The 17,433-nt window shown below is 37.9% G+C and carries 17 protein-coding genes; 10 read left to right on the forward strand and 7 right to left on the reverse strand.

Annotation, left to right across the window (positions count from 1 at the left end; genetic code table 11):
• Positions 1-78: 78 nt before the first annotated feature.
• The 6 genes from A1D26_RS02070 to A1D26_RS02095 form a co-directional block, all read right to left on the reverse strand.
• Positions 79-1,788, reverse strand: coding sequence for a ribonucleoside-diphosphate reductase subunit alpha (locus tag A1D26_RS02070; RefSeq protein WP_157402460.1), 1,710 nt, complete (start codon positions 1,786-1,788; stop codon positions 79-81).
• Positions 1,775-2,752: a ribonucleotide-diphosphate reductase subunit beta gene (locus tag A1D26_RS02075; protein WP_157402461.1), complete on the reverse strand. Its 978-nt coding sequence runs from the start codon at positions 2,750-2,752 to the stop codon at positions 1,775-1,777. Before A1D26_RS02075 ends, A1D26_RS02070 begins: the two co-directional genes overlap by 14 nt.
• Before the next feature lie 289 nt (positions 2,753-3,041).
• Positions 3,042-6,647 carry a bifunctional proline dehydrogenase/L-glutamate gamma-semialdehyde dehydrogenase PutA gene (putA, locus tag A1D26_RS02080; protein WP_157402462.1) on the reverse strand — a complete coding sequence of 1,202 codons (3,606 nt, stop codon included), beginning with the start codon at positions 6,645-6,647 and terminating at the stop codon, positions 3,042-3,044.
• A 115-nt stretch (positions 6,648-6,762) separates the two neighbouring features.
• Positions 6,763-8,271: a sodium/proline symporter PutP gene (putP, locus tag A1D26_RS02085; protein ID WP_157402463.1), complete on the reverse strand. Its 1,509-nt coding sequence runs from the start codon at positions 8,269-8,271 to the stop codon at positions 6,763-6,765.
• A 296-nt stretch (positions 8,272-8,567) separates the two neighbouring features.
• A complete protein-coding gene (locus tag A1D26_RS02090) occupies positions 8,568-8,891 on the reverse strand; it encodes a zinc ribbon domain-containing protein YjdM (protein ID WP_157402464.1) in 324 nt (107 codons plus the stop codon).
• Positions 8,892-9,009: 118 nt separating this feature from the next.
• Positions 9,010-10,410: a glucose/sorbosone family PQQ-dependent dehydrogenase gene (locus A1D26_RS02095; RefSeq protein WP_157402465.1), complete on the reverse strand. Its 1,401-nt coding sequence runs from the start codon at positions 10,408-10,410 to the stop codon at positions 9,010-9,012.
• Positions 10,411-10,740: 330 nt separating this feature from the next.
• On the opposite strand from A1D26_RS02095, the gene rpsF reads away from it, so the two are divergent.
• Genes rpsF through rplI form a run of 4 tightly spaced genes read left to right on the forward strand, consistent with a single transcriptional unit; the run spans position 10,741 to position 12,137 of the window.
• Positions 10,741-11,118, forward strand: a complete 378-nt coding sequence (gene rpsF / locus A1D26_RS02100) for a 30S ribosomal protein S6 (protein WP_157402466.1) — start codon at positions 10,741-10,743, stop codon at positions 11,116-11,118.
• Complete coding sequence (priB, locus tag A1D26_RS02105) at positions 11,105-11,431, forward strand: primosomal replication protein N (RefSeq protein WP_157402467.1); 327 nt, start codon at positions 11,105-11,107, stop codon at positions 11,429-11,431. Before rpsF ends, priB begins: the two co-directional genes overlap by 14 nt.
• A gap of 10 nt (positions 11,432-11,441) precedes the next feature.
• Positions 11,442-11,669: a 30S ribosomal protein S18 gene (gene rpsR / locus A1D26_RS02110; RefSeq protein WP_005598105.1), complete on the forward strand. Its 228-nt coding sequence runs from the start codon at positions 11,442-11,444 to the stop codon at positions 11,667-11,669.
• 18 nt (positions 11,670-11,687) lie between these two features.
• A complete protein-coding gene (gene rplI / locus A1D26_RS02115; RefSeq protein WP_157395510.1) occupies positions 11,688-12,137 on the forward strand; it encodes a 50S ribosomal protein L9 in 450 nt (149 codons plus the stop codon).
• Positions 12,138-12,234: 97 nt separating this feature from the next.
• Here rplI and plsY read toward each other — a convergent pair whose 3' ends face one another.
• Positions 12,235-12,837: a glycerol-3-phosphate 1-O-acyltransferase PlsY gene (gene plsY, locus A1D26_RS02120; RefSeq protein WP_157402468.1), complete on the reverse strand. Its 603-nt coding sequence runs from the start codon at positions 12,835-12,837 to the stop codon at positions 12,235-12,237.
• A gap of 77 nt (positions 12,838-12,914) precedes the next feature.
• Between plsY and folB the strand changes: the two genes are divergently transcribed.
• From folB to murI, 6 genes are all read left to right on the forward strand, one after another.
• Complete coding sequence (gene folB / locus A1D26_RS02125) at positions 12,915-13,265, forward strand: dihydroneopterin aldolase (RefSeq protein WP_157402469.1); 351 nt, start codon at positions 12,915-12,917, stop codon at positions 13,263-13,265.
• A 29-nt stretch (positions 13,266-13,294) separates the two neighbouring features.
• Entirely contained in the window at positions 13,295-14,188 is an 894-nt protein-coding gene (gene cdd / locus A1D26_RS02130; protein WP_157402470.1) for a cytidine deaminase, read from the forward strand.
• Positions 14,189-14,365: 177 nt separating this feature from the next.
• Complete coding sequence (gene arcA, locus A1D26_RS02135; protein ID WP_157402471.1) at positions 14,366-15,082, forward strand: two-component system response regulator ArcA; 717 nt, start codon at positions 14,366-14,368, stop codon at positions 15,080-15,082.
• Positions 15,083-15,397: 315 nt separating this feature from the next.
• Entirely contained in the window at positions 15,398-15,991 is a 594-nt protein-coding gene (locus A1D26_RS02145; protein WP_157402472.1) for an SGNH/GDSL hydrolase family protein, read from the forward strand.
• Positions 15,992-15,996: 5 nt separating this feature from the next.
• The gene (locus A1D26_RS02150) at positions 15,997-16,503 is read left to right on the forward strand and encodes a chorismate--pyruvate lyase family protein (protein ID WP_157402473.1); all 507 of its coding nucleotides are present in this window, start codon (positions 15,997-15,999) and stop codon (positions 16,501-16,503) included.
• A gap of 46 nt (positions 16,504-16,549) precedes the next feature.
• Positions 16,550-17,353 carry a glutamate racemase gene (gene murI, locus A1D26_RS02155; RefSeq protein WP_157402474.1) on the forward strand — a complete coding sequence of 268 codons (804 nt, stop codon included), beginning with the start codon at positions 16,550-16,552 and terminating at the stop codon, positions 17,351-17,353.
• The last annotated feature ends 80 nt before the right edge of the window (positions 17,354-17,433 follow it).

Raw genomic sequence — 17,433 nt, forward strand, 5'->3', positions numbered from 1 at the left:
GATTAGAATAACTAGAAAATCAAAAGCGGTCAGATCCTTGCAAAATTTTACAGAAATCTCACCGCTTGTAGCGTTTATTTAGCCTTCACAGCTGCTGCAACTGAGTAAGTTGCGGTTGAATACTTGGGCGGCACTCATTGAATATTGGTAGTAAATTGATTTTAAACCAAGTTCTTCTGCAGTTAAGTATAACTGGTTCAGATCACGAGCTGGAGTTGCTGGGTGAACCATAATGTTGATACTTTGCCCTTGATCGATATATTTTTGACGCTGTGCGGCTTGTTGAATCACACTTAATTGACTGATTTCAGAGAAGGTTTTAAAGACTTCTTTCTCTTGATCCGATAATTGTGAAAGGTGTTGCACAGAGCCATCATTGAGTAAAATACTGTCCCAAATCTCTTGAGTATCAATACCTTTCTCTTGTAATAGTTTTTCTAAGAATGGATTCTTATAAACGGTTTTAATTTTCGCCAAATCTTTCACATAGTAGTTTGACTTAAATGGCTCAACGGAAGGTGATACGCTACCTAAAATAAAACTACTTGATTTGGTTGGGGCAATACTCAATAACGTGGTATTGCGGCGACCATAACCTTTCAATAACTCTGGCTCTCCAAAACGTTGCGCAAGTTCTTTTGACGCTTGCAAAGTTTTTTCTTGGAGCGTTTTAAAAATAATATTATTCTTCTGCATCGCTTCAAAGCTATCAAAAGCAATATTATTTGCCTGTAAATAGCTATGCCAACCTAATACACCTAAACCTAACGCACGATGTCTGCGAGCAAAACGATTTGCACGATCTAAAAATGGCATTTCTGCACTTTTCTCAATAAATTCAGACATTACTACATCTAAGAAATAGGTGAGTACTTCTGGTGCATCAGTATCTTTCCACTCATCAAAATAGAGTAAATTCATTGATGATAAGCAACAAACAAAGCTCTCATCATCACTAGAAGGCAACATAATTTCGGTACAAAGATTTGATGCATGAACCGTCATATTTTTATCTTTGTACACATCTGGGCGACCAGCATTGGCATTATCTTTAAAGAATAAATATGGAATACCCGTTTCTGTTTTACGCTGCAAAAGTTTTGCCCAAAGTTGGCGCTTGTATGGATCACCTGCTTTCATTGACTCAAGCCAGTCGTGTCCAACACAAACCCCATAGTACATTAACTGAATTGGATTACCTTCAGTGTGAATATCTAGCCACTCATCAATATCGCCGTGTTCAATATCAATATAACCAGCGAATTGACCTTTGCGAGATGTACCTTGAGAAATAACATCAATGACTGTATCAAACAACTTACTAAAGTTAAAAGAACCGTCTGACTTACCATTATTTTTAATGGCACTACCACGAGGACGAATATCGCCAAAATAGGCAGAGGTTCCACCACCAATTTTGCTCATCATTCCGACTTCTGCGGTCGTTACCATAATTTCGTGAATGGAGTCGCCAATATAGCTACCAAAACAAGAAATAGGTAAACCACGATCTAAACCAAAGTTAGACCAAATTGGCGAGGAGAGAGAAAAATATCCACGAGCCATATAGTGATAGAATTTATCCGCATAGCCTTCAATGCCTAATTTGCGTTCGGCGTGTTCGGCAATAAAGCGGATACGTTCTAAGGCAGTTGTGCCTTCTAACAGGTAGCCACGTTGTAAAAATAAGCGGCTATCATCATTTAACCAGTGGAAATCGGGACGGTTTTCGTCTGTGTAGCCGAGCTCAAATAACTTCGGCTGATAGTAAGCGTTAGAATAAGTCATCGGCGGTAATCTGCTTCATTTTTTTACTGTAATCGGTACTACGTTTGTTAAAGAAATCAGTTTCTTTAGTCGAAAGGATCTCAATATCAAACCACTCTGTTTCTTTCAACATTTCAGGATCAATGTCGTGTGGCGGTTCTAAGCCTAATGCGATCAAAGAATTATTATAACGGTGCATAATATAATTCTCGACAGTTTTGCGGCTAATAAAGCTTAAATCACCTTCTTCGAAGATCCAATCTAAAATGCCACGCTCTGCTTCTAATGCCTGAGCAGCAAGGATTTTTAGTTCTTCATAAAATTCAGGAGTGAAAAGGTCAGAATGCTCATCACGCAAAATTTCATAAAGTGCGATGCCAAAACGCCCGTGAATTTCTTCTTCTTTTGACGTTGCTTCAACGGCATTTGAAATCCCTTTAAATAAATTACGATGTTTATTGAACGACATCATCACAAGGAATTGCCCAAATAACGAAATATGCTCAACAAACAGTGAGAATAATACGAGTGATAACACAAAACGATCCTGACCATCGTCTTTATCACGCATAAAATCTTCCATATAACGAATACGCGCCATTAAAGGTTCAATATCGGTGATCTGTGTGAACATCTCATTTAAGCCTAATTTTTCAAGCAAAAATGAATACGCATCTTTATGGCGAACTTCACTTTCAGCGAAAGTTCCACCTACATCATCAATTTCAGGTTTTGGAAAATAACGATATAAATCACCCCAGAAACGTTTTACACTCACTTCAACTTGAGAAATTGCGAGCATTGTACGAGTCAGAACGTGACGTTCGTGATCATTAATGTTGGTACGATAATCTTGAATATCGCCTGTAAAATTAAACTCTGTATGCAACCAATAAGAGTGGCGGATAGCATCTTTAAATTCGAGTAGTTCAGGATATTCGTAAGGTTTAATTTGCAAACGTTTTTCAAAAATATTGCGAGACATGGTGAATTAGACCTTCTATCTGAGATGTAAAATATCGGCGTATTCTAGTGATATTTTTTATTAAAACAAGGTCTTGACAAATCAACAACCCAATCAGCTCGTAGTGAGTATTTGATTTTTAAAGGAAAATTCTTTTGTAAATAAAAAGAGGATTTTATAACAATATATTGTGTGTTATTTTTCATGCAGCACAACATATAGTGATAACAAGCGGCCGAATTTTCTACTCATTTTGCAAAAAGTAGAGATATTCCGACCGCTTGAAATTTAGCATTTAGGTGACTTTATTTTAATCCATCTCGCTCATTAAGCTCGCATTTCCACCCGCAGCTGCGGTGTTAATACTGACAGCTTTTTCGTGAACCAATGGGAACAGCGATAAAGCCAAATCGAGATTTTCCACATAGGTTAAAATGGCCCCTGAACGTGTTGCATAATGTGATTTTTCTTCCACTGAAAGTGGATCTAACACAATCAATGTGCTGAGATTTGCAAGGCTATTCAAATCATCAACAACGATCACATTGCTAGCAAATTGAGTAGATTGTTTGGCAAGCTCACTATTGCGAGTAACCACAGCTTTACTTCCACATACTACAATCGCGATGAGTGCTTGAATTTGCTGATAAAGTGAGCCGTTACCGATTGCAACCACAGGACGAGATTCAAATTGCATAAAGTTATTTTCCCCTGTAATACCTTGCATTTTGAAGATCTTACCAAGAGGAGATTGACGGCTAAGGCTTTGGACTAAATCAAGTGCATTTTGGCGTTCTGTGCCAGATAGCACATTATTGATCCCCGTTACAAGTGATGTTGTATCAACAGTATTTCCACCTTCTAAACCAGCTAATTTCCATTCAGAGCGATTGACTAGACGTTGTAAATATAATGGACCACCAGCTTTCGGGCCTGTTCCAGATAACCCCATTCCACCAAATGGTTGTACACCTACCACAGCACCAACTGTGTTACGATTGACGTATAAATTACCTGCGTGGATCGTATCAATCCAGAGATCGACCGTTTCATCAATGCGGCTATGTAAGCCACTAGTTAAGCCAAAACCTGTTGAATTGATGTCTGCCATTACCTGCGGTAATTTATCCGCATCAAAACGAATAACGTGTAGCACAGGCCCAAAAACTTCGTGTTTAAGTTGGCTGATATGATCGATTTCTAATAACGTAGGCGGAACAAAAATGCCATTTTGTTCAATTTCAGGCTCAATCGCTACTTGATAATAGGCACTTGCCACCTTTTTGATATTCTCAATATGATCTAACAAACGTTGTTGAGCAATTTTATCAATCACAGGGCCTACATCGGTATTGAGCTGTTGTGGTCTGCCTACTTTCAATTCCGCCATCGCCCCTTTCAACATCGTTAAAATATGGTCAGCGACATCACGTTGCAAATAAAGTACACGTAGAGCAGAACAACGTTGTCCTGCCGAATCAAAGGCAGAATTCAGTACATCAGCCACGACTTGTTCGCCTAATGCTGAGCTATCAACAATCATCGCATTTTGCCCGCCAGTTTCAGCAATAAGCGGTAAGATTTTCTCTGATTTTTGCAAATTCGCATTGATATTCTTCGCAGTTTCTGTTGAACCTGTGAAAATAACGCCATCAACACGAGAATCGGATACTAACGCTGAACCCACTACTTTCCCACTTCCTGGTAAGCATTGTAATGCCTGTTTTGGAATACCTGCTTGATAGAATAAATTCACCGCATAATGCGCCATTAGTGATGTTTGTTCCGCAGGTTTTGCCAACACAACATTACCAGCGACTAAGGCAGAAGAGACTTCCCCAACGAAAATGGCGAGAGGGAAGTTCCAAGGGCTAATTGCAACTACAATACCTCTTGGAGAACGATAGCCTTCTGGGTTAGCACGCACTTCTTTTGCATAATAACGGCAGAAATCGACCGCTTCTCTTACTTCGGCTATCGCATTATTTAAGGTTTTACCCGCTTCACGCACCGCCAAATCAAAGAGCTGCGGCATATTCGCTTCCATTAAATCCGCCATTTTCTCCAAGGCTTCAGCACGCAAAACTGGTGATGTATTTTGCCATTCTGACTTAAATTCAGTTGCAAACTCAAAGGCTTTCGCCACATCTCCTGCTGTGGCATCAACCACTTCACCCACTAATTCAGAAACATTAGCAGGGTTGTACACAGGACGGCTTTCTTCTTTTTCAGATTTACCATCTGCAATTTGTGGTGCGGCGTGATATTCTTGGGTTGCCAGTTCATTTAGTTTTTCTTGTAATTGCTGTAAATGAATAGCGTCAGTTAAATCATAGCCTTTTGAATTTTGACGTTGATCAGCAAAGAGATTCACAGGTAAAGGAATTTTCGGATGCATTGTTCCTTCTGTTACTGCAGCTTTCTCAACGGGATCTTTCGCTAAATCATCAATACTTAAATTTTCATCTACAATTTGATTTACAAATGAGCTATTCGCCCCATTTTCTAAAAGACGACGAACCAAATAAGCCAATAATGTTTGATAAGAACCAACAGGGGCATAAATACGACATTGTACATTTAAATTATTTTCGCCAACCACTTGGTCGTAAAGGGTTTCGCCCATTCCGTGTAAGCATTGGAACTCAAAACGTTTCCCTTTAGCTAAATGATAAATCGTGGAAAGTGTTTGTGCATTGTGGGTAGCAAATTGCGGATAAATTACATCTTGTGCGGCTAATAATCTTTTTGCACAAACGATATAGTTTAAATCGGTATGGACTTTACGCGAGAATACAGGATAGCCTTCAGCACAGTCCGTTTGAGCACGTTTTACTTCCGTATCCCAATATGCCCCTTTTACTAGACGGATCATCAACTGACGATTATTCTCACGTGCTTTTTCAATTAAATAATCAATCACATGTGGACAGCGTTTTTGATAGGCTTGCACCACAAAACCAATACCATTAAAACCAGCTAAATCAGGATCGGTTAATAAACGATCCATTAAATCTAGTGAAAGTTCTAAACGATCTGCTTCTTCTGCATCAATGTTTAAACCAATATCATATTGTTTTGCCAGTAAATAAAGCTCTTTTAAGCGTGGGTAAAGCTCATCAATTACTCGTTGGTGCTGTGCCAAACTATAACGTGGGTGAATAGCGGATAATTTAACTGATACGCCAGACGATTTATATACTCCTAAACCACGAGAAACTGCACCAACAGCGTGAATAGAAGCAACATAATCCGCATAGTAACGTTTAGCATCTTCTTCAGTAAATGCAGCCTCACCTAACATATCGTAGCTATAACGATAGCCCATCGCAAAGCGTTTTTCACCATTTTGAATTGCTTGTTGAATGGTTTCACCAGTCACAAACTGCTTACCGAGCAAACGCATTGCCACATCGACCCCTTTACGGATAACAGGTTCTCCCCCTTTTGCAATTAAGCGAGAAAGTGCAGAGGATAAACTGCTTTCACTATGGGTAGAAACTAGTTTTCCAGTAATCACTAATCCCCAAGCGGCTGCATTAACAAATAAAGATGGGCTATTTCCCGTATGTGAACGCCAATCACCTTTTGAAATTTTATCGCGAATGAGTTTATCTGCTGTGGCAGTATCTGGAATACGCAATAATGCTTCTGCCAAACACATTAACGCTACACCTTCTTGGCTAGAAAGTGAAAACTCGTGCATCAACGCATCAACGCCACTGGCTTTTTTGCGAGAAACACGCACCTTTTCCACTAATTTTTTAGTTAGAGATTTAATCTCCGCTGAAAATTCATCGGTTCTAGCTTGCTCTAACAACTGCTGAACTAATGTTTGTTCATCAATGCGATAATGTTGGCTTAAAACAGGGCGAATCCCTGTTTGCGGCAATAGTTGATAAGTTGATGTTGGCATATATTTCTCCTCGAAGAATAGGTCAGTACGCTTGCAAAAAAATAGCTTAATCTGACCGCTTTATACTTAAAATACAAAAAAGACGGAAGGAATATATCCTACCGTCTTTGTCCGTTTATTTACTCATTTCAGAATGATAGGCTTTTTCTGCCTTATCAAAGGTGTCAGTGATTGTCGCCTTAGGTGCAGGGGTAATGAGTGATACAACCACAATCGCAATAGTTGCTAAAATAAAGCCAGGTATCATTTCATAAATACCGCTATTTGGCACAACATCATTCCAAAATACGACAACTAATGCCCCTGTTAGCATCCCAGCCATTGCGCCCGCAGCATTCATTCTTCTCCAGAATAGAGATAAAATCACTACGGGACCAAAAGCACAACCAAATCCAGCCCAAGCATAAGAAACTAAACCTAATACTTTACTATTTGGATCTTGAGCCAGTAAAATTGCTAATACCGAAATCACTAGTACCATAATACGACCAAGCCAAACTAACTCTTTTTGACTTGCATTTGGGCGTAACATTCCTTTATAGAAATCTTCGGTAATCGCACTTGAGCAGATCAATAATTGACAGCTTAACGTACTCATTACCGCCGCTAAAATTGCCGATAATAAAATCCCTGCAATCCAAGGGTTAAATAATAATTTCGAGAGTTCAATGAATACTTGCTCGTGGTTCTGATTAACCACTGTGGCTTGCTCGGGGTTGGCAAAGAAATAAGCTTGCCCGAAGAAACCAATCCCTACTGCACCAAATAAGCAAATAATCATCCAAATCATACTAATACGACGTGCATTAGGAATAGATCTCACACTATCTGCCGCCATAAAACGTGCCAAAATGTGCGGTTGCCCGAAATAGCCCAATCCCCAAGCGGATAAGCTCAATAGTCCGATAAATGTTGTACCCGTAAATAAGTCAGTGAAATCTTTATTAACAGCTTCCCCTGCTTGCATAATCACAGTATGTGTTTGCTCAAAACCACCTAGGTGAATTAACACAAAAATAGGGGTTAAAAAGAGTGCAAATAGCATTAACGTCGCTTGGATAGTATCTGTCCAGCTTACAGCCAGGAAACCACCAATAAAGGTATAAATAATTGTTGCTAATGCACCATACCATAATGCAGTCGAATAAGGCACACCGAATAAGTTTTCAAATAGACGAGCCCCAGCCACTACGCCAGAGGCACAATAAATGGCAAAGAAGAAAAGAATAATACTGGCTGAAACAATTTTTAGGACTTTAGTGTTATCACCAAAACGATGGTGGAAATAATCAGGTAACGTCAATGCATTGGCGTTATATTCTGTATGAACCCGCAAACGTCCTGCAACAAAAAGCCAGTTTAAATAAGCCCCGATAGTTAAGCCAATTGCAATCCAACCTTCAACTAAACCAGCAGCATAAACTGTCCCAGGTAGCCCCATCAACAACCAACCTGACATATCAGACGCCCCTGCTGAAAGACCTGTTACAAAGCTCCCCAAACGGCGACCACCAAGAATATAGTCTGATAAATTATGTGTAAAACGGTAGGCAATAAAGCCAATTAAGATCATTCCGATAATATAAATTAGAAATGTGGTTGTTGTTGGATCAAAGCCAAACATAGCCCCAACTCTCCTATAATAAGTAGATACAAAATATTCAATATAACAGGAAAATCTATCTGATGTATAAATGATATATTAAAAGCCTAAAATTTATCCACTGATGAGACAGAGCATTATAGCTTAAACAATGAAGATCATTACAACATTTTAACAATTATGAGAACTGCTTAACATTTTTCTTTAACTATTTTTTATTGGAAAAATGTAGGGGCAAATATCATTTGCCCCTACATGCACATACTAAATTGTGAAGGTTAATCACATTAACCTCAGTTAACACCAAGTATTTCACATCACGCCTTTTTCAAAAACTCAGACTTGAGTAATAGCTTTCCACAATCTACATTATGATCGCCTGCAATAAGACGGATACCTTTATATTTTGTGCCTTTTTTCAATACTTCAGATGAGCCTTTTAATTTGAGATCTTTAATTAGAATCACATCATCGCCATCAGTGAGCAAGTTTCCGTTACTGTCTTTAACGATCAATTGATCTTCATCGTGACTTTCAACTTCTTCACCTGTCCATTCATTACTACAATCAGGACAAACGAATTGAATTGAGTCGTGATAAGTATTTTCTCCCTTGCAAGCAGGGCAAATTGGAAATTCCATCTTTCTTCCTTAAACTAAATTTAAAAACACGTCATTTTACAAGAAATAAGCGGTAATTTCTGCATTTTGATTTGCAAAAGATTTTGCTAATCTTACCGCTTACTTATGTGAAAACAGGCTATTTTGCTTCAAAAACTAAAATGGCTCCTTTATTTGCCATTTCTTTGGTTGGTTGGCTATCTTTTCCCATAATATAGCCCGCACTGTCCGTAGCAATATAAATTTTACTTGTATCTGGGCTAACTAGTACCATTCGGTAACGATTGTTTGTGCGGAAGTGGGTAATAACTTCTCCCTGAACCTGCTTAGCATCGGCATTTAACGGCAGGCGATAAAGCGTACCTGTTTTTACGCCAGTCACAAGCAAAGCATTTTGGAAACTCTTGATTTTGCCATCTTTTGGATAGTAAGCAATACTCGTGGTTGCCACTGTTGGCCAACAGATATATTCGCCATTACATTTAGCATCATTGAAATTATAATCAGTTGGCACAGTAAAGAATGTTTTAAGCGGTGCTTTGAACTGATTTAATTCCACATCTGTTTCTTTTTGTGCAACCACTTGAACGTCTTTTGGCACAACGGCACCATCATATTGAGGCACTTTTTCACAGTTTTCTACTTTAGAGTAGTTTATATATTGATACGCTTGATTATCTTGATAACCTACAATATGAGGCCAACCATAGTTTGATCCCGCTTCAACTAAATTGACTTCATCATCTGTTCCTGGGCCTTGATCAACGTTGAATAGTTTATCATTAACAAAAACTAGTCCTTGTGGATTACGAAACCCATAGGCATAAATGTGGCTTTTAATTTCCTTGATACGAGGGTTATCTTCAGGAATTGAGCCATCGGTGTTGATACGCAAAATCTTGCCACGATAAGCATCAAAATCCCCCTGTACGATCTGCTCCACAGAAGGAATGTCTTGTGAGCGGATCTCTTTGCAACTATTCGCATATTGGTTATAACCATTATCGCCTAACGAGAGATAGAGTTTGCCATCTTTACCGAAAACTAAACGCCCTGCATTATGATCATCACCCGCAGGTAAATGGTCTAAAATAATAGTTTCATCACTTAGACTTTGTGCTTGTGTATCATAAGTTAAGCGAACAATTTTACCAAATTCTGATGTAGCACCTTTTTCTGCATTGGTGTAGGTATAATAGGCATAAACATAATCTTCGTTCTTTCCTTTCAGAAAATTAGGGTGTAATGCCATTCCTAATAAGCCTTGATGTGGTGGAGCTGCAAAAGCGTTCTCAAAGGTATAAAGTGTTTTATATTCACCGGATGTTGGATTCACAATAGAAATTTGCTTACCTTGACGCTCGGTTAGCCAAATATTGCCATCAGCTCCCCAAAGCATTTCCCAAGGGCTCTTTAAATTATCAATCAATACACTAGATTTAAAGGCGGTATCTTCAGTAATGACATTTGGATTTTCAACAGCAGAATGAGCGGGGACAGCGACAGCCGCTAAAAGTGCGGTTAGTAGAATTTTTTTCATAGTCTTTACCTATAAATTTTTATAATTTTGCCTATTCTAGCGGAAGTGTATGAAGAGTGAAATAAAATAATAAGCGTTGAGAATCACTTAGTTAGGAAAAGAATTCATCTTCGCGAATCTTCTGCTCTAATCGTGATGCATATCCAATATCAATATAGATTAAAAAATGGGCAATGTAATGCAGTTACTCGTGCTTGATACTAACTCAGCCTTGCAAAATCCTTTTTTGTGCGTATAATTCGCACACTCAGCCACGCTTAATTTTTAATCCTTGCCTTCAAAGCTGGTGGCTGGCAACCTTGAAGGCTGTTAAACCCGTAAGGATAGTCAATGCGTCACTACGAAATCGTTTTTATGGTTCATCCGGACCAAAGCGAACAAGTACCTGGTATGATTGAACGTTATACCGCTTCTGTAACAGAAGCAGGCGGTCAAGTTCACCGTTTAGAAGATTGGGGTCGTCGTCAATTAGCTTACCCAATCAACAAACTTCATAAAGCACACTATGTGTTAATGAATGTAGAAGCGCCACAAAGCGTAATCGATGAGTTAGAAACTAACTTCCGTTATAACGATGCAGTTCTTCGTAACTTAGTCGTTCACACTAAAGCAGCAGTAACTGAAGCATCTCCAATGGTTAAAGCTAAAGATGAGCGTAAAGCTCCTGAAGCTGTAGCTGAAGTTGAAGCAGAGGATGCAGACGAGTAGTTCGTCTATTGATAACTGTTTAATCTTAACTGGTAATGTTGCTAGTTCAGTTAAACAGAGCCAGAGCCCTATTGGTATTAGTAATTATCGCTTTTGGTTAGAACATCGTTCAGTACAACAAGAAGTAAATTTACAACGCCAGGCGTGGTGCAGAATCGAAGTGGTTTTGAATGGCAATCAATTTAGTACAATAACCCAACAAATAATGGTCGGTGCTAAAGTAAGAGTAAAAGGTTTTCTTCATACTCACAGAAACTATAATGGTTTACACCAATTAGTATTACACACCGAACAAATTGAATTTATAGATTAGGAGAAGCCAAATGGCACGTTATTTCCGTCGTCGTAAGTTCTGCCGTTTCACAGCGGAAAATGTTGTTGAAATCGATTACAAAGATATCGCTACATTAAAGAACTACATTTCAGAAAGCGGCAAAATTGTTCCAAGCCGTATCACAGGTACTCGTGCGAAGTATCAACGTCAATTAGCTCGTGCAATCAAGCGTGCACGCTACCTTGCGTTACTTCCATACACTGACAACCATCAGTAATTAGAGAGGAAGAGTACAATGCAAGTTATTTTATTAGACAAAGTTGCTCAACTTGGTACTGTTGGTGACCAAGTTACCGTTAAAGCTGGTTTTGCTCGTAACTACTTAATCCCACAAGGTAAAGCAGTGATGGCAACAGCAGCAAACATTGCTCATTTTGAAGCTCGTCGTGCAGAATTAGAAGCTAAAGCAGCTGAAGCATTAGCAGCAGCACAAGCTCGTGCGGCATCATTAGCTAACTTAGCAGCTATCGTTATCACATCAAAAGCAGGTGATGATGGTCGTTTATTCGGTTCTGTTGGTGCTCGTGACATTGCTGATGCAATCACAGCAGCAGGCGTTGCAGTAACAAAAAGCGAAGTTCGTCTTCCAGAAGGTGCGTTACGCACTACTGGTGAACACGAAGTGAAGTTACACTTACACGCAGAAGTAAATGCAACTGTAACTATTAACGTAGTTTCAGAATAAGCTCAGCTCAGCGATTGAAATGATAAAATACCCAGCGAACTGCTGGGTATTTTTTTATATAATGGGGAAGATGGTTGTTCACTTAGCCATTGACGAACTAATTTTTAGATTTCTTTTTCTTCCAGATTTTATCTTCTTGGCCACGCCATAAGCGTTGAATATTATCGTGATGACGATAAACCAACAAACAGCAAACTAAAGCAACCGGAAATGTAAATTCTGGTCTAAACCACCATACGCACAAAGGGACTGTAAGTGCTGTTATAACGGCACTTAGTGATGAATAGCCTGAAATTAAAAATACTATTAACCAACTGCCTAGAGCGAATCCTGAAATTGTATAGCCCATTGGGATAAGTATGCCAAATGCGGTTGCAACACCTTTACCACCACGAAAGCCAAAGAAAATAGGGAAAACATGTCCTAAGCAAGCGGCAAGAGCAATAAAGCCTATTTCTGACGGAGATAACTCTAAATAAAAACCAACTGAAACGGGTAGTAGTCCTTTTAAAATATCAAATAGCAACACACCAATTGCAGATAATTTCCCTCCTATGCGTAAAACATTTGTTGCACCAGGATTATGTGAACCGTGTTCTCTTGGGTCAGGTAATCCAGCAAGGCGACAAAAAAGGATCGCACTAGAAATAGAACCAAATAAATAGGCTACAAGAATGACTCCATAAGCGATTACGCTCATATTTTCCCCTTATTTCTTCGATAAATTATGTGATATTCTACGCTGAAGTTTGAAAAAGAAAAATAAGGAAAGATCCGATGACCGATAAAGTTTTTATTAATGAATTAACTGTATTTGCTTCAATAGGTGCTTATGATTGGGAACATACGATTAAACAGCGCTTAATTTTTAATATTGAAATGGAGTGGGATTTTAGCCAAGCTGTTGCTGAAGATAATGTAGAACATTGCTTAAATTATGCAGATGTTTCTGAAAAGATCCTTGATTTTGTTGAGAAAACTCCCTTTAAATTGGTAGAGACTGTGGCCTATAAAGTTGCTGATTTATTACAAAATGAATTTGGTATTAAAAAATTGAGAATTGAATTACACAAGCCGAAAGCGGTTGCTCAGGCTAATAGTGTTGGGGTAATTATTACTCGGGAGTAAGGTTTTAAATATTTAAAAAGGAGAAAATAATGAGCTTACAACAACGTTTAACACAGCTAATAGAACAAGGCTCTGATATTGAGTATAAATATATAATCAAGCGGGTGGTTGAACAACTTTTTTTGCAAAAATATAACGCAAAACTATCTGCTGAAACTGTTGAGCAATTTTGTTCAGAATTTGACTTATCACCAGTACAGCTCGCTTTACATTGCTTACCCGTTGCTGCTTGTTATGCTGTTGTGCCTGTCTCTAATTTTTATGTCGGTGCAGTAGCCATAGGTAAATCAGGAACATTCTATTTCGGAGCAAACTATGAGTTTGCAAGTGATGCTATTGCTCAATCTGTTCACGCAGAACAAAGTGCAATTTCTCATGCTTGGTTATCTGGTGAAGCAGCATTGACTGATATGGTGGTAAATTATACGCCTTGTGGGCATTGTCGTCAGTTTATGAACGAACTGAATACTGCATCTACGCTACATATTCACTTACCTCATAGTCAAAATAATTTACTACATAGCTATTTACCCGATGCTTTTGGACCTACAAACTTAAACATAGATAAAGTTCTATTTGATACACAAAATCACGCTTTTAGAAAGCATGATGATATCTTGATGCAAGCAGCAATTAGTGCGGCTGAAAATGCTTATGCACCCTATAGTCAAGCGGTAAGTGGGGTTGCATTACAGGTTGGTGAGCAGGTTATTACCGGGCGGTATGCTGAAAATGCAGCATTTAACCCAAGTTTCCTACCCTTACAGAGTGCTTTAAATCAACGTCGAATGTTAGGGTTAAGTGATGTCCCTGTTATTCGAATTGTCTTGGCAGAAAAACAAGCGATATTAAGCCATAGAAATATAACAATTTCTTTAGCAAGAAATTTATTTGATATATCTGTTGAATATATTAGCTTGTAGCAGAAATAGTATCTTATAAGTAACATTTTAAGACTTTTTTGCTAAAATTTGATTAAAGCCAATTAAATGTAAAAATAAATGTTTTCTAACTATAACAATGCCAAGTAAAATAGCACAAGTTTGCAACATTTATATGCATTGCGATACATAACATAATGATTTAATAAGAGTAACAAAATGGAAAACCCACAAATTTTAATTGTTGAAGATGAAGCTGTAACTCGAAACACCCTGAAGAATGTGTTTGAAGCGGAAGGTTATGATGTTTTTGAAGCTGCTAATGGGGTGGAAATGCATTCAATACTTGCACAAAATCCTATTCATTTGGTCATTATGGATATCAATTTGCCGGGTAAAAATGGCTTAATGTTGGCTCGAGAATTACGCGAGAATACTGATGTCGCTTTAATGTTTTTAACTGGGCGTGATAATGAAGTGGATAAAATTCTTGGGCTAGAAATTGGTGCTGACGATTATATAACAAAGCCATTTAACCCTCGAGAATTAACTATTCGTGCAAGAAATTTATTACAACGCACGATGTCAGAAAAAGAAAAATCGGTTAAAGAAACTGAACAGGTTGATTGTTATCGTTTTAATAACTGGGTCCTTGATGTAAATAGTCGTAGTTTAATTAACCCTGAAGGCGATATTATTAAACTACCTCGTAGTGAGTTTAGAGCATTACTTCATTTCTGTGAAAACCCTGGCAAAATTCAGACTCGTGATGATTTACTGAAACGAATGACAGGACGTGAATTAAAACCACACGATAGAACGGTTGATGTTACTATCCGCCGTATTCGTAAGCATTTTGAAGATCATCCTAATACACCAGAAATTATTGTCACTATCCATGGTGAAGGTTATCGTTTCTGTGGTGAGTTGGAATAGTTTCAAGATTTAATTATAAAACATAAAAAAGAGCCATGAAAAACTGGTTACAAATAATATGGGTCTATATTAGACTGGCATATTTGCTAATCTAGTATAGATCTACATTTATTTACCTCAGAAAAGTATTCTGAATTAAATATAGAAAAAACGATAAATAGGATAGAAGGATTATTGACAGAATTGATTAAATAATAGTTTTAAGGATTTTAATTGTTTGTTTTTAAATGTTTTTTGTATTTGCTTTGTAGGTGGGATACGGGACAAAATATGCTATATTAGCCAAATCAAATGTACCTTTAAAGGAGATATGAAATGTTAAGTGATCAAGATATTTTTAATCGTTATCAAGCGAAAAACACAGAGTTTGATAAGTGTGCAGAGATTTCCCTAGTGGGACATTCTTTATTTGATATGTGGGGGGATATGCCAGATGGAACACCAAACCTTGCTGGTAAAAGTGTGGCAAATTTAGGGTTGTCTGGAACTAGTACTCGCCAATATTTAGATGTCATTGTGAAACCAAAGAATATTCATTCACTGGGTAAAGATGTTTTTATCTTCCTTGGTGTGAATGATATTGTTAAAGAACCTGATTATTCACCGAAACAGGTGTTGGATTGGCTCAATGAGATGATTGCAGTGTTTCGCCAAATATCACCTACATCTCGCTTTTATTTATTAGAAGCTACGCCAGTCAATAATATTGCCACAGTTGATAATCCACAAATTCTAGAGTTGAATCAGTATCTTGAGAATCATTGTGTAAGCGATGTTATTTATGTAAAAACATGGCAGTATTTTGAAAATTCGGAAGGTAAATTGGATTTGGAATTGTGTCACGATGGTCTGCATTTTACTCAGAAAGGGTATGATGTACTAAGCCGAATTCTGACAAGTTATTTGTAGTAAGAATGGATAAGCTCTCTTTATATCGCAAGTTGCTAGAAAATGGAAATTGGCAAACAGGCGAGAAAAATTTACCTAAGAAAGTTGCTGATTGGTTGCTACATTCGGATTCTTTAACCCAAAAGCTACAATCCATTTGTGGTAAACTAAATGTTGAAATTACTCAGCAAGGCTGGAAAGCGGTGAGATCTTCACCGCAATTTGCAAAAAATGACGAAAATCATACCGCTTGGTTGCGTGAAGTGATATTAAAAGGTGATAAGCAAGATTGGATTTTTGCTCAAACAATTTTGCCGAAACAGACGATTGAAATGGTCGCTAGTCCCGTTTTAGAATTGGGAGAAAGCCCTATTGGTTTATGGCTATTTCCACAGCAACCCGAACGAATTTCATTGGAATGGTCTTTTGATGCCGAGACTAAATTATATGCGAGACGTTCGTTGTTATCTTTAAAAGGTTACCCTTTGGTAATTTATGAGCTTTTCTTACCGCAATTTCCGTTTGAACCTTGAGATATAAAGGAGTAGCATTGAGCAAATTTATTTGCTTTACCAATTTATGAAACCAACAATTCTTTTATATGACTCAGGAATGGGCGGATTAACGATTTATGATGCTATTCGCCAAAGTTTGCCTGATGCTCACTATCTTTATTGTTTTGACAACGCCTATTTCCCTTATTCAGAAAAATCAGAACCAACTCTCATTGAACGAGCCAAGCTGATTGTGCAAAAAATTACACAAATCTACCCGCTTGATATGGTTGTGGTCGCTTGTAATACCGCAAGCACAGTTGTGCTACCTGCCTTGAGAGAAGAATTCCCGTTTCATATTGTTGGGACAGTCCCAGCGATTAAACCTGCTGCTATGATTTCCGAGACTAAGACAATTGGGTTGTTGGCAACTAAAGGGACGGTTTCTCGTACTTATGTTGATGATCTTATTACTCAATATGCGAGCGAGTGTGTCGTTGAAAAAATAGGAACAACCGATCTAGTAGAGATTGTTGAGTATAAACAGCAAACCGGCAAAGTTGATATGCAAAGATTACAAAAAGTAATTGCTCAATGGCAGGAACATCCTACATTAGATACCGTTATTTTAGGGTGTACCCATTTTCCATTAGTGAAACAAGAATTACAGCAGCTGTTACCTAACGTGAAGTTTTTTATTGATCCAGGTAATGGGATTGCGAAACGAGTAATAACATTATTGGAAAATAAAATATATCAAGAAAATGATATGGAAAAAATCAATCAAGCTTTTTGTACTGCGGAGATTGATAATTTGGAAGTTCGTGAGAAGGTAATGCAACATTGGGGATTTAAGACTTTAAAAGTGCTAGATTTAGAATGGAGATAAAATCTGACCGCTATTTGAATGTTTTTTCTTAATTTTGCTTTGTTTTTCATCAATTGGTGATTTTTCCGATTTTTTGCCAT

The sequence above is a fragment of the Ursidibacter maritimus genome, assembly GCF_009761395.1.
GTDB lineage: Bacteria > Pseudomonadota > Gammaproteobacteria > Enterobacterales > Pasteurellaceae > Ursidibacter > Ursidibacter maritimus.

What these genes read in the sequence shown, in the direction of transcription:
- A1D26_RS02145 (WP_157402472.1), top strand. Translation starts at nt 15,398, where the DNA reads ATGTTAAGTGATCAAGATATTTTTAATCGTTATCAAGCGAAAAACACA.
- cdd (WP_157402470.1), top strand. Translation starts at nt 13,295, where the DNA reads ATGAGCTTACAACAACGTTTAACACAGCTAATAGAACAAGGCTCTGAT.
- murI (WP_157402474.1), top strand. Translation starts at nt 16,550, where the DNA reads ATGAAACCAACAATTCTTTTATATGACTCAGGAATGGGCGGATTAACG.
- A1D26_RS02150 (WP_157402473.1), top strand. Translation starts at nt 15,997, where the DNA reads ATGGATAAGCTCTCTTTATATCGCAAGTTGCTAGAAAATGGAAATTGG.
- rpsF (WP_157402466.1), top strand. Translation starts at nt 10,741, where the DNA reads ATGCGTCACTACGAAATCGTTTTTATGGTTCATCCGGACCAAAGCGAA.
- folB (WP_157402469.1), top strand. Translation starts at nt 12,915, where the DNA reads ATGACCGATAAAGTTTTTATTAATGAATTAACTGTATTTGCTTCAATA.
- putA (WP_157402462.1), bottom strand. Translation starts at nt 6,647, where the DNA reads ATGCCAACATCAACTTATCAACTATTGCCGCAAACAGGGATTCGCCCT.
- putP (WP_157402463.1), bottom strand. Translation starts at nt 8,271, where the DNA reads ATGTTTGGCTTTGATCCAACAACAACCACATTTCTAATTTATATTATC.
- arcA (WP_157402471.1), top strand. Translation starts at nt 14,366, where the DNA reads ATGGAAAACCCACAAATTTTAATTGTTGAAGATGAAGCTGTAACTCGA.
- priB (WP_157402467.1), top strand. Translation starts at nt 11,105, where the DNA reads ATGCAGACGAGTAGTTCGTCTATTGATAACTGTTTAATCTTAACTGGT.
- A1D26_RS02090 (WP_157402464.1), bottom strand. Translation starts at nt 8,891, where the DNA reads ATGGAATTTCCAATTTGCCCTGCTTGCAAGGGAGAAAATACTTATCAC.
- plsY (WP_157402468.1), bottom strand. Translation starts at nt 12,837, where the DNA reads ATGAGCGTAATCGCTTATGGAGTCATTCTTGTAGCCTATTTATTTGGT.
- rplI (WP_157395510.1), top strand. Translation starts at nt 11,688, where the DNA reads ATGCAAGTTATTTTATTAGACAAAGTTGCTCAACTTGGTACTGTTGGT.
- rpsR (WP_005598105.1), top strand. Translation starts at nt 11,442, where the DNA reads ATGGCACGTTATTTCCGTCGTCGTAAGTTCTGCCGTTTCACAGCGGAA.
- A1D26_RS02095 (WP_157402465.1), bottom strand. Translation starts at nt 10,410, where the DNA reads ATGAAAAAAATTCTACTAACCGCACTTTTAGCGGCTGTCGCTGTCCCC.
- A1D26_RS02070 (WP_157402460.1), bottom strand. Translation starts at nt 1,788, where the DNA reads ATGACTTATTCTAACGCTTACTATCAGCCGAAGTTATTTGAGCTCGGC.
- A1D26_RS02075 (WP_157402461.1), bottom strand. Translation starts at nt 2,752, where the DNA reads ATGTCTCGCAATATTTTTGAAAAACGTTTGCAAATTAAACCTTACGAA.